The sequence below is a fragment of the Enterococcus hulanensis genome (assembly GCF_005405485.1).
Lineage (GTDB): Bacteria > Bacillota > Bacilli > Lactobacillales > Enterococcaceae > Enterococcus_A > Enterococcus_A hulanensis.
In genome coordinates this window covers 103,875-116,085 of sequence record NZ_BJED01000018.1, presented here as the reverse complement: position 1 = coordinate 116,085, position 12,211 = coordinate 103,875, and the positions used below count along the sequence as shown (strand labels likewise).

At 41.2% G+C, this 12,211-nt stretch carries 11 protein-coding genes; 6 read left to right on the top strand and 5 right to left on the bottom strand.

What is annotated here, in order from left to right:
* Window positions 1-833: 833 nt before the first annotated feature.
* Both proS and FFR60_RS18070 read right to left on the bottom strand, forming a co-directional pair.
* On the bottom strand, window positions 834-2,273 hold the full coding sequence (gene proS, locus FFR60_RS18075; protein ID WP_137665218.1) for a proline--tRNA ligase: 1,440 nt from the start codon (window positions 2,271-2,273) through the stop codon (window positions 834-836).
* Between the two features lie 411 nt (window positions 2,274-2,684).
* The gene (locus FFR60_RS18070; protein ID WP_137665217.1) at window positions 2,685-3,536 is read right to left on the bottom strand and encodes a DUF368 domain-containing protein; all 852 of its coding nucleotides are present in this window, start codon (window positions 3,534-3,536) and stop codon (window positions 2,685-2,687) included.
* Window positions 3,537-3,779: 243 nt separating this feature from the next.
* Between FFR60_RS18070 and mgrA the strand changes: the two genes are divergently transcribed.
* Window positions 3,780-4,778 (top strand): L-glyceraldehyde 3-phosphate reductase, encoded by a 999-nt coding sequence (gene mgrA / locus FFR60_RS18065; RefSeq protein ID WP_137665216.1) that lies wholly within the window; start codon window positions 3,780-3,782, stop codon window positions 4,776-4,778.
* Between the two features lie 38 nt (window positions 4,779-4,816).
* Here mgrA and FFR60_RS18060 read toward each other — a convergent pair whose 3' ends face one another.
* On the bottom strand, window positions 4,817-5,383 hold the full coding sequence (locus FFR60_RS18060) for an NAD(P)H-dependent oxidoreductase (RefSeq protein WP_088932013.1): 567 nt from the start codon (window positions 5,381-5,383) through the stop codon (window positions 4,817-4,819).
* A 162-nt stretch (window positions 5,384-5,545) separates the two neighbouring features.
* Between FFR60_RS18060 and FFR60_RS18055 the strand changes: the two genes are divergently transcribed.
* From FFR60_RS18055 to FFR60_RS18035, 5 genes are all read left to right on the top strand, one after another.
* Window positions 5,546-6,073, top strand: coding sequence for a CDP-alcohol phosphatidyltransferase family protein (locus tag FFR60_RS18055; RefSeq protein WP_137665215.1), 528 nt, complete (start codon window positions 5,546-5,548; stop codon window positions 6,071-6,073).
* Window positions 6,074-6,169: 96 nt separating this feature from the next.
* A complete protein-coding gene (locus tag FFR60_RS18050; RefSeq protein ID WP_137665214.1) occupies window positions 6,170-6,646 on the top strand; it encodes an MGMT family protein in 477 nt (158 codons plus the stop codon).
* Between the two features lie 256 nt (window positions 6,647-6,902).
* Window positions 6,903-8,090, top strand: coding sequence for a phosphotransferase (locus tag FFR60_RS18045; protein WP_249355036.1), 1,188 nt, complete (start codon window positions 6,903-6,905; stop codon window positions 8,088-8,090).
* Window positions 8,091-8,133: 43 nt separating this feature from the next.
* Window positions 8,134-9,480 (top strand): 4Fe-4S dicluster domain-containing protein, encoded by a 1,347-nt coding sequence (locus FFR60_RS18040; protein ID WP_137665213.1) that lies wholly within the window; start codon window positions 8,134-8,136, stop codon window positions 9,478-9,480.
* On the top strand, window positions 9,480-10,037 hold the full coding sequence (locus tag FFR60_RS18035; protein ID WP_088932009.1) for a BMC domain-containing protein: 558 nt from the start codon (window positions 9,480-9,482) through the stop codon (window positions 10,035-10,037). The genes FFR60_RS18040 and FFR60_RS18035 overlap by 1 nt, the downstream gene beginning before the upstream one ends.
* A gap of 93 nt (window positions 10,038-10,130) precedes the next feature.
* Here the strand turns inward: FFR60_RS18035 and FFR60_RS18030 are convergent, their stop codons facing one another.
* Window positions 10,131-11,315 (bottom strand): acetate/propionate family kinase, encoded by a 1,185-nt coding sequence (locus tag FFR60_RS18030; RefSeq protein ID WP_137665212.1) that lies wholly within the window; start codon window positions 11,313-11,315, stop codon window positions 10,131-10,133.
* A 66-nt stretch (window positions 11,316-11,381) separates the two neighbouring features.
* Window positions 11,382-12,098 (bottom strand): MIP/aquaporin family protein, encoded by a 717-nt coding sequence (locus FFR60_RS18025; RefSeq protein WP_088932007.1) that lies wholly within the window; start codon window positions 12,096-12,098, stop codon window positions 11,382-11,384.
* Between the last annotated feature and the right edge of the window lie 113 nt (window positions 12,099-12,211).

Here is a 12,211-nt window from a genome sequence, read left to right as displayed (position 1 = left end):
TGTCTCTTACCCGCATAGCGGGTAGTTTATTTGTTTCGGACAAAATACGTCCGAAACTGGGCATCTAGGCCCATAAACTAAAGAAAAAAATAAATATTTTTTTTATTTTAATTCAAAATAAAGTAAATCAACAACTCGCTATAACTATTGTTATTTTATAAGCGGTAATGACTAGTAATTGGAGCGCACTCCTCCTCTTTTGTTCCAGCGATTACACAAAAAAGTCCGAGAGCTGGTTATTCGCTCTCGGATTTCTTATTTACTTGCTTATTCTTTTCTAAAACAAAAATCGTTATTTTTTTCGTTAATATCCTTAATAAACAGGCACAATTTTACACTTACTCTTAAATGGATTTCTATCTCCTTCTATCAAGTTATAAAACTGACAGCTACCTTCTACTAAAGGAAACATTTTTCTAAAAAAAGAAAAATGTTCTTATTGTCGCCACGCATACGATCCAACTATACTTCTCGTAAATGCCTAAAACTAGAGAAGTATAGTTGGATCGTAAAAATTGAACTCCGAAAAGCAGAACTCGCAGCTAGCTCCTTTATAATGAAGTCCTTTTTCCAAAGACCAGAAAAAGGAATTTATCCTCGTACGCATATCATTTTTCTAACCTGCTAAAGCAGGAAGAAAAACTGACAAAAACAAGCCTGGAACGGATCAAATGTCTTTGATCGTTCCAGACTCTAAGAAATATAACCGCACAGATCAACCTTTTTGGGAAACCAAATTCCCGACCGTCCTGCTTACTGGTGGCTGATTGATTAAACAGTAATTGCAAAAACTCATTTTATATAAAAAGTGATACTGGCGGACTTCCTCAAAATTAATATGCGCGTGCGATCCAAACAGTGTGTTTCGCAGGCTTTCCACTAACGATGTCGACTGTTTTTTCAACAGGCGGGTTAAATGGAATATTACGTGTCGTGAAGCCAGTTTCTTCTTTGATCTTAGCTTCAGTTTCGTCGGTACCATCCCAACCAATTAAGACAAATCCTGGGATTTCGCCGGCTTCTTTAGATTTTTCGATATGTGCTTTCAATTCATCTAAAGTATCAATATCAGTATGTTCATTCGCTTCATAGCGTTTTTGCGCGCTTTCGAATAAACGTTTTTGCATAATATCTAGGTGTTCAATGATGTAATCTTCGATGCCGTCTAGTGATACAGATTCTTTGTCATCTAGATCGCGCATTTTGATTACGGCTTGATTGTTTTCCAAGTCACGAGGGCCGAATTCAACGCGTAATGGAGCGCCTTTTAGTTCCCATTCGTTAAATTTGAAACCTGGTGTATTGTCAGTTTCATCAATACGTACACGCAAGCCTTTTTCAGCTAATGATGCTTTTAATTCATGCAGCTTGTCCAAAATAGCTGGTTGTTTTTGCCAAGGACCTACTGGAATTAAAATAACTTGAGTTGGCGCTACTTTTGGTGGTAATACCAATCCTTGTTCGTCGCCGTGAACCATGATCAATGAGCCGATTAAACGAGTTGAAATTCCCCATGAAGTTGTATATACGTGTTCATGTTCGTTATTACGGTTCAAGAATTTAATGTCGAATGCTTCCGCAAAGTTTTGACCTAGGTAATGAGACGTTCCTGCTTGGACGGCTTTACCGTCACGCATCATTGCCTCTACAGAGTAAGTGTCAACCGCTCCGGCAAAACGTTCAGACGGCGTTTTTTGTCCGCGATATACTGGGATCGCCAATGTATCTTCGATCAATGTAGCATAAGCTTCTAAGATCGACATCGTACGTTCACGTGCATTTTCTTCTGATTCGTGTGCTGTATGTCCTTCTTGCCATAAGAATTCTGAGGTACGCAAGAATGGCATCGTCTTTTTCTCCCAACGGAAAACGTTCGCCCATTGATTGATTTCATATGGAAGATCACGGTAAGAATTGATCCAGTTAGAGAACGCATCTCCGATCAGCGTTTCAGATGTCGGACGTAACGCATATGGTTCTTCCAATTCTTCATCGCCAACCTTAGTCAACCAAGGCAGTTCTGGCGCAAATCCTTCTACGTGCTCTTCTTCTTTTTCCAAGAAATGTTTAGGGATCAGCATTGGGAAGTAGACATTACGAATGTCTTGTGTTTTAAGGTATTTGTTAAAGTCTTCTTGAATATGTTCCCATAATTCCCAGCCATCCGGTTTAAAGATAATACAGCCGCGAACTGGTGAATAATCCATCAAGTCAGCTTTTTGAATTGTCTGTAAATACCATTTTGAAAAATCTTCTTTTTGTAAGTTTGTCATTCATGCTTCCTCCTAAAATTAAAAATAAAAATAAAAAAACCGTTCCATCCCTACAATATTGTAAGGACGAAACGGATAATTTCGCGGTACCACCTTGCTTGGCCAAACTATGTTGACCCAACTTTCAGCTCCAATAACGCTAGAGTCGCGTGCTGCTTTCGCAACAATCAACTTTGGTAGGTTCATAAATTCCAGAGGGCGTGTTGATCTTTCAGACGGTGAATCAACTCTCTGCTGCCGGTAAAATTTATTACTATTCCAAATGCTTATCACCATATTAAAGACTTCTCATCAAAATTGCAAGCCCCAATTTCAAATTTTTTTCTAATCTTCTGAATAAAAGGCTGCAAGAACTCTTTTAACGCTTGAACAATAAGGCTAAAAAGTTTCTTTTATAAAAGCGTTGAATTTCTAATCTTCTGGAACGTAGCGTTCTTCCAAACGGCTCATCCACCAGCCCAAAGCTGCACCTAAAATACATAAAACCGCACAACCAAGGAAACCAAGGAAGCCGATGCCGCTATAATCTGTCGGTACGATCATAACCGTCGAAGCAAAAACGATTCCCAAAATAAAATGATACATCGGTGCGTAAAAATGGCTAAATACCCAGTCCATTACCTTTGATAAACTCAAAACGGTGACTAATCCGCCGATTCCAATCGGAATAATTACACCCATATCCACTGTTTTGAAACCATCTGCCATCGCCTTATACATTCCCATATAAACTAAAAAGTTTGATGGACTGAGTCCTGGAACGATCAATCCTAAACCGATCAAAGCCCCTGCAATCATCCAAGTGAAGAAGTTTTGATCAACTGTACCAAATAGGCTTGAACCCTTCCATAAGAACAAGAAGCCTACAACAAAGCTGATGGCGATAATAACATAATCCTTCGTTTCTCGCCCTTGCTTTCCAGCTTCTTTCCAAAGTGCTGGAACTGTCCCGATGATACAGCCGACGAAGAACCAAAGCATGATCGTTTCAAACTCTCCAAGCAGGAAACTAACTGCAAACGATAATACGAATACTCCAGCTAAACCGCCTAATCCTACTGGAATGAAAAATAACACATTTTCTTTAAAGTTTTTAGTAATGTGGGCTAAAAATGAAATAATCCGTTCGTAAATACCAAAGACCGCCGCCAGAGCCCCGCCGCTGACACCCGGTAAAATAAATCCAGAGCCGATAAACATTCCTTTGATGAAGCGTAAAAACCAGTCGCTTTTACTCGGCTGTGTTGCTTTTTCGTTTTCCATAAAAAAATAAGTCCTCCTAATTCATTTGCATCTTAGCCAGTGTAACGATAAAAAGAAAGCGGCGCAAGACCAACTAAGGAGCTTACGCCGAAAACTTAAAGAAAGTTTTGAGATTATGGGTAATAATTATTTGATCACCATTATAGAAATTGATTGCTCTTTTTCACTTTACATTCTTTGATAAAAGCGGATAATTTCAAGTAGGCGTTTTCAAAACAAAATCAAATTTTTAGGAGGATATGTATGTACTTAGCAAATGAACAGCGTTACGAAAAAATGCTTTACAATCGAGTTGGTAAATCTGGACTGAAGCTTCCTGCAATTTCATTAGGTTTATGGCACAATTTTGGCGATGTTGACAACTTTGGAACACAGCGCGAGATTGTCCAAGCAGCATTTGATAACGGTATTACACATTTTGATTTGGCGAATAATTATGGCCCTGCAGCAGGTTCTGCTGAGATTAATTTCGGTCGAATTTTAAAAGAAGACCTGCTGCCTTATCGTGATGAATTAATTATTTCTTCAAAAGCGGGCTACTATATGTGGCCTGGACCTTATGGCGAATGGGGTTCTCGCAAATATATTATTGCCAGCTGTGAACAAAGCTTGAAACGTATGGGGTTAGACTACGTTGATATTTTCTATTCACATCGTCCAGATCCTGATACACCGTTAGAGGAAACGGCGTTGGCGTTGGACCAATTGGTTCGCCAAGGAAAGACCTTGTATGTTGGGGTGTCAAATTACTCAGCCGAACAAACTGCCGAAATAGCCAAAATCTTTCGCGAGCTGAAAACCCCCTTCATTATTCATCAACCGCGCTATAACATGTTTGATCGCTGGATCGAAGACGGCTTAACCGATGTTTTAGCAGACGAAGGTCTTGGTGCGATTACTTTTAGTCCGTTGGCCCAAGGAATGCTTACGAACCGGTACTTAAATGGTATTCCAAATGATTCACGAGCGCACAGCGGCAGCCCATTTTTGACAGAAGAAAATGTTCAAGCGACCTTAGATGTCGTAAATCAATTGAACACACTTGCAAAAAAACGTGGACAAACGTTAGCGGAAATGGCTCTAGCCTGGAATTTGCGGCAGCCAACTGTTGCTAGTGTCCTGATCGGAGCTTCCCGAGTAAGTCAACTGGAGGACAATTTGAAGGCCTTAAATAATTTAACCTTTAGTCCAGATGAGCTCGATCAGATTGACAACATTCTTTCAAAATTAACTAAAAGCTAAAAAAAAATCGAAGCTCATTTTTTGAGCTTCGATTTTTACTATAATTTACTATAAACCGAATCAAGATATTCCAAACGTTCTTCCTCGGTTAAATTTTTCACGGAGCCTAAATGATGCCAAGAAATATTGCGCATGCCGATATCTTCTAAAGTCGTCGTCAGCTGATGCTTGTAGCTTCGCGTACAGCGCTGCTCCAGACCCGCAGTTGGTTGATCGGAGGTGGTGAAAACTACCACTGAATCAATCGATAGTAAGGGCTGGATGCCATTGCCGCCATCAAAAAAAGCGAATTCATTCAACAATACTTTATCAAGAAAGCCCTTTAAACTTGCCGGTGAGCTATACCACCAAATCGGGAAAATCAATACCAACTGTGTCGTTTCCCGCAGCAGGTTCATGTAGTGCAGCACTAAAGGATCTAAAACCGAACCACTTTTATATACAGCCAATTCTTCTTCCTTCATGACCGGATTAAAGCCGTCCTTATTCAGATCGATCACCTGATAGATTTTTTGATCTTGCTCCAAACCTGCGACTAATTTGTTCAGCACACCATGATTAAAACTTTCCTTCCACGGATGATCAATAATCAATGTTGTTGTCATTTTCGTCTCCTCTTTACCCTTTTTATCAAAAATAGCACAAATTCATTACATTTTGGTTTCAGTAAGATTTCAAACAAGCTAAGAACATGATAAAGTTAAGTTATAAATCAAAATTACTACTAAGTGTGCTTTTAATAGTTTGAAACAAAATGGAGCAACCGCATGAAATATATTCCTAACATTTTAACAATTTTTCGTATTTTGACTTCGCTATTAATAGTAATGGTCTCCGATAAATATTTCTTTCCGCTTTATTTTTTTGCTGGAATAACAGATATTCTCGATGGCTGGATCGCCCGTAAGATGAATTGGACGAGCCGCTTTGGAACTCTGCTGGATAGTTTGGCCGATCTGCTTTTCTTTATTGTCGTCGTCTTGAAAATAATCCTTACCGTCAAACTGCTTGCTTTTTTGTTGTGGGGTGCTCTGGTGATCGTACTCATCCGCTGCATCACGTATTTGATCGGCTGCTTTCGTTTCCATCAGTTCGCAAGCTTGCATACCTACTTGAATAAACTGACCGGGCTGCTGCTCTTTTTATCCCCCATCGTCTTATTAATTATTCCTATTACTCCTTTTGGCATTATTCTTTTGGTCTGTGGAAGTTTGTCTGCTATCGAAGAATTTCTAATCGTATCAACGACAAAAAAACTGGCTAAAAATGTGCCGACTATTCTAAATAAAAAATAAACTGTCTCATTGCAGGATGTTTTTATACTCGGTACACTAGTAATAGGAATTGCGCGCGTAATGACTAGCTTATTAAGATGTTAGGAGGTGACCCTCATGGCAAATGAGGATCAAAAGGATTTCAATGCAATGCTGAAGGAAGACAAGGACATGCCGAAGATGCAGATCGTCACGGATGAGGCAACGATCAAACGCTACGGCGGAACAAAAATGTACTTTGCGCCCCCGCGGGATTATGATGCACTGATGAAAAAAATCCCTTATGGAAAAATCATCACGACTGGTGCAATCAGGGAATATCTAGCAAAACAAAATGACGGTGATTTCACCGAGCCAATCACTGCCGGCATCTTTATCTCGATCGCCGCTTGGGCAAGCGAGCAGCGTGATACAGACTTGACGCCTTACTGGCGAACGCTAAAAAATAAAGGTGAGATCAATCCAAAATACCCTGGCGGAGTGGAAGCCCAGATAGAAAAGCTTGAGGCTGAAGGCCACACGATCATTCGCCGCGGAAGAAAAAATTTCCGTTATTATGTTGAAAATTACGAAGAAACAATGTATGAGTTATAGCCGTTTTCTTTATGAAGACGGTTTTTTTATTGTATTTTTTTGCTTATTTTTTTTGATGCCTTTCTCGTGATTCAAGTCATCAAAGGGTTTCTACTGATTAGCCTTACAGTGCATATTTTTATTATATATTTTCCCCCAATGATTCGATAAAATTATTGTTAGGATAGGACTTTTGCGAGGTTCACTTTTTATTTTCACGTCTCAGCCACCTCGCAGATGACATTCAAATTTCATTATTTCGAACAGGAGGAAGACGATGGAGATTAGTGAATATACTCTGCCTGAGTATCTGCTTCAGCGAACCACCCTTTTTGATAAAACTAGTCCCCTCATCGTGACCGCTCTTTCCAACGAAAAGGACAAATACGTTGATGGTTACTTGAATTACCTTTACACCCTCAAGCAGGGCAATCGAACACATATCATCAAACATTCGAAAAAGACGATCTCCAGCGGCATTTCGCTGGCTCCGATCGATCCTAAACGGAATTATTTAGAATACATGACTTATCAGCTGCGAGCAGGCTTGGCACCGCAGATGGTTCCGGATACCTACTTTGCAGATCCCGCGGCACACCTTTTTATTATGGAGGATCTCTCTTATCTAACCGTCCTGCGCTTTTCTCTTTGTCGAGGAGAACAGTTTCCGCGATTAGGCAAACAGGTCGGGGAATATTTAGCCCGAACACACTTAGCAACATCAAAGATGAAACTGTCGACTGAGTATTGGCAAGCCCTAAAGCAATACTTTCAAAATTCAGATATGCGTGCGATTATCACTGATTTTATTTTAAAACCGCCTGTTAGCGATAAGTCACAAAAAACCGACTATCAAATAGCAATACTCGATATTCTGGATGTGATTTTACAGGATGAGCCGCTTCAAAATGATTGGAATAGATTGATTGCCCGTATTTCAAGCAAGGATGAATGCTTGATCCATGGTGATTTCCATTCTTCCAATATTTTTGTTTCCCAAACATCCTTTAAAGTAATCGATATGGAATATACCATGACCGGCCCTTTTTCCTACGACATCGGCTATTTCTTGGCAAATATTCTTTCGCAATATGCTGCCTTTAGCATTAGAGGCAATGATGCGATGTGTACCTTTTTGCTGCAGGTGATTCGTGATATTTATCAGACGTATTTCAAATACTTTTCTGACCACACAGCAGGCGACCAACAAAATCGATTTTTAGAAATCCTGCAAGACTCGCTGGGCTACCTAGCGATGGCCAATATCAATCGGATCGCTAACCTGGGAGAATTTCCAGATTTTGACAGCTTGGCAGATCCTCAAGCAATTTTTTTAGCCAAAGGACTTTCCATGATGCTGGCACAAATGTTACTAAAAAAACGACATCACTTAACCAGTACTGACGACGTTTGCGAATTGATCCAAGCAACCAGAAATAGTTTTTTACAAAATTTAACCCGATAAATGAAAACGCTCTTATTTTAGCTTAAAGAAATGAGGAACGAATATGCTATTGGAACAAATCACTTCAGCCGGTATCGTAGGCTGCGGCGGCGCGGGCTTCCCTACGGCTGCAAAATACAATACAAAAGCAGAATATTTTATTATCAATGCGGCAGAATGCGAACCGCTTTTAAAAACCGATCACTATGTCATGAACCACTATGCGGATGAGTGCATTCAATCCATCGCAGCCGTTGGCAAATTATTGGAAGCAGAACATATCGTGATCGCTACAAAAGGGCATTACACAAAGGAGATCAATGCTTTAGAAACTGCCATTCACGCACAAAATGCGCCGATTTCTATTTTCAAAATGAATAATTTTTATCCAGCAGGCGATGAACAGATCATGGTGTTTGAGGTCACTGGACGAACAGTGCCGCCTGGCGGTATTCCGATAGAGGTCGGTTGCGTCATTTCCAATATTTCCACCATGCTGAATATTTATCAAGCCCAGCATGGAAAAAACGTCACCCATAAATTATTGACCATCACTGGCGCAGTTAAAGAACCCAAAATATTAGAAGTTCCGATTGGTACCTCCTTTGATGATTGTCTGGCCTTGGCTGGCGGTGCGACGATCGATGACTTCATGTTTATCAATGGCGGTCCGATGATGGGAAAAACAGGAACGCAAGAAGATTTTTCGCAGCAAGTCGTTACTAAAACAACTTCTGGCATCATTATTATGGAGAAACGGGACTTTATCTACGAACTGCTTGAAAAAGAAATCCCTCAGATGATTAATAAAGCCCGTTCCTCCTGTATTCAATGTCGCTTGTGCACCGAGCTTTGCCCTCGTTATCAAATAGGGCATCCGATTCATCCACATCGCGTGATGCGTCATTTAACGATTACGGAAGTTCCAGAGGATATCGATGATGATCCGATTTGGAAAGAAGCCCTTCTTTGCTGCGAGTGCGGGATATGTGAGGCAATCGCTTGTCCAATGAATCTGCTGCCGCGGCAAGTCAATAAATATGTAAAGCAACGCTTAGCCGAAAAAGGGATTCGTTATCAGAAAAATGATCAGCCGCTCACTCCTTCTTTAATGCGCGAGTACCAGCAAGTTCCGCCAGTCAAAATTTTATTAAAGGATGGATTAAAACAATACGCCGATTTGAAAGTCGAAAATCTTCAGAAATATGAAACACCTCGTGTGAGTATCCCACTAAAAATGCACATTGGGGCACCGTGTGAACCGATCATCCAGATTGGCGATCAGGTCAAAGCAGGCGATCTGATTGGAAGAAAGCCGGAAAAAGCATTAGGAGCAGATATTCATGCCAGTATTGACGGCACCGTAACTGCGGTCGCCGCCAGCATTACTATTGAAAGAAGGGACAACTAATGAAAATAATGGATACGATCGGATTTTTAGAGTTAAATAGTATCGCCAAAGGGATTGAGGTTGTTGACTATATGCTAAAAGCAGCCGACGCAAAATTAATCATGGCGCGAGCAAGTTGTCCTGGAAAATACTACATCATGATCTGCGGCCAAGTCGCAGCAATCGAACGATCGATGGAAGTCGGTGTGGAACTTGGCGGCCGTTACGTGGTTGGAGAGCTGGTGATTCCACGGATCAATCCTTCTGTGATTCAAGCTATCAACATTGGTAGAGTTCCAGAAAATATCCGCGCAGTCGGTGTACTAGAATATTATTCAGCAACCGGATCAATTATTGCCGCCGACTTTGCCGTCAAAGCAGCGGATGTTGAGCTTCTAGCGATTCAGCTTGGAACAGGCATCGCTGGCAAGTCTTTCGTAGTCTTGACTGGTGATGTTGCCGCCGTGAAAGCCGCGGTTGAGGCTGGTGCAGCTGGCGCCCACGATCAGGCGATGCTTATCAATAAAATAGTCTTGTCTAACCCGCGGCAAGAATTGATCGATAGCCTTATACAATAAATAAACGCCATGGATTTTTATCAAGTCCATGGCGCTTTTTTGCAATATTTTCCTGCAAAAAGAGCTGGAGGCATCCGCCTCCAGCTCTTTTTCTTAAATCAAAGCATAAGTATCTCTAACGATCATTAATTCTTCGTTCGTTTCAACGACTAATACCTCTACAGAAGATGCCGCTGAACTGATCCGTCTGCTGTTTTGCTGATTTTGGTTTTGTTCAATCTGAACGCCAAAGAACGTTAAGTCCTCACAAATCATCTGGCGAATAACAGAAGAATTTTCTCCAATTCCCGCAGTGAAGATCAATACATCAAGCCCGTCCAACTCCGCAGCATAAGCCCCGATCGTCTGTTTGACACGACTTGTAAACATGTCTAATGCCAGTTTAGCCCTTTCATTGCCCTTTTCAGCCTCGCTGATGATATCTCGCGTATCGCTGCTGAAGCCCGTCACGCCTTTAAAACCAGACTCCCCATTCATCAATTTATCCATGTCATTGGCTGAAAGATTTTTTTCATTTTGCAAAAATGGAATAATCGAAGGATCAATATCACCGCAGCGTGTCCCCATCATAAGTCCCGCCAACGGAGTGAAGCCCATTGAGGTGATCACAGATTTGCCCTCTTTGATCCCACAAATGCTCGCACCATTACCCAAATGACAAGAAATAATTTTCAACGAATCAAGTGGTTTCTCAAGATAATCGGCTGCTTCTGAAGCGACAAATTGGTGGCTAGTCCCGTGGAACCCGTAGCGCCGCACACTATCCTCTTCATAATAGTGATAAGGCAACGGATAGATGAAATTTTTGGCCTCCATTGTTTGATGAAATGAGGTATCGAAAACGGCAACTTGCGGACAAGCTGGCAACTCTTTTTGCAGCGCTTCGATCCCAGCGGCATTCACAGGATTATGCAAAGGTGCTAGCTTGCCTAAATCTTTGATTTTTTTCAGAGCTTCTTGATCGACCAGGCTGGCTGTCTTGAAATCTTCACCGCCATGGGCTACGCGATGTCCGACGCCAGAAAGTTCAGCCAAACTAGTTAAGACATCTCTTTCTAACAAAAAGTGCAGCAGAAAATTAATTGCTTCTTCATGCGTTTTTCCCTTAACCGATGTTTTAACTTTTGCATCCTTCATCGAATAAGAAAAAATCATTTCATCCTCTAATCCGATTCGCTCAAATAATCCTTTTACTAACAGCTCTTCCTCTGGCATTTCGAATAACTGAAATTTCAACGAAGAACTACCGGCATTGATGGACATGATTTTGTTTGCCATATTCTTCCCCCTTACTAATAACTGCTTCGTCGTCTGATGAACAGATAACGAAGCAGCAGTAAAATTTTATCCTAAACCTTTTACTAATAACGTCGCAATGCAGGCACCAATGATTGGTCCAACAATCGGAATCCAAGCATATCCCCAATTAGCATCGCCTTTATTTGGAATCGGCATCAAAGCGTACATCAACCGTGGACCAAAATCACGACAAGGGTTGATCGCATATCCGGTGGTCGATCCTAGTGACAGACCGATACCAATTAGAACGAATACGAGCATCAATGGCTGCAAGCCAGGAGGAATATCAGCTGGCATTAATTGAATCGCTAATACGAAGAAACAAGTAGCAATGATTTCACTAACTAAGTTTAATGCGGTGCTTGGAATTGCTGGTCCAGTAGCAAAAATTCCAACGCTGTTTCCTTCTTCCACAGTCGTTTGTTGAAAGTGCGGCCAAAAGTGAATCGCAGCGATCAACGCTCCGACAAATGCACCAGCCACTTGAGCCAAAATAAACGGAGCAACCTGCCCCCACTCAAATGAACCGGCTACTGCAAAACCGATTGTTACCGCAGGATTCAAGTGACCCGGCGAACCAAAATGTCCGCTGGCTAGAACACCCAGCATAACCGCAACACCCCAGCCCATAGCAATATACAACCAGTTAGCGCCTACATTTTTCGCCAAGGTACCTTTCAAATTGACGGAACAACCAACACCTGAACCAAAAAGGATCAGGACAACCGTACCAAAAAATTCACCAAATACAGGACTATTCATCATGAGACCTCCTTATTCTTATTAATGTATTTATTTTTCTGGTAGAAAAATAAGTCTGTTTTTCATGCCGTATATCATTCCTCTATACATCTGAAAATTTGAATTGATCTAAC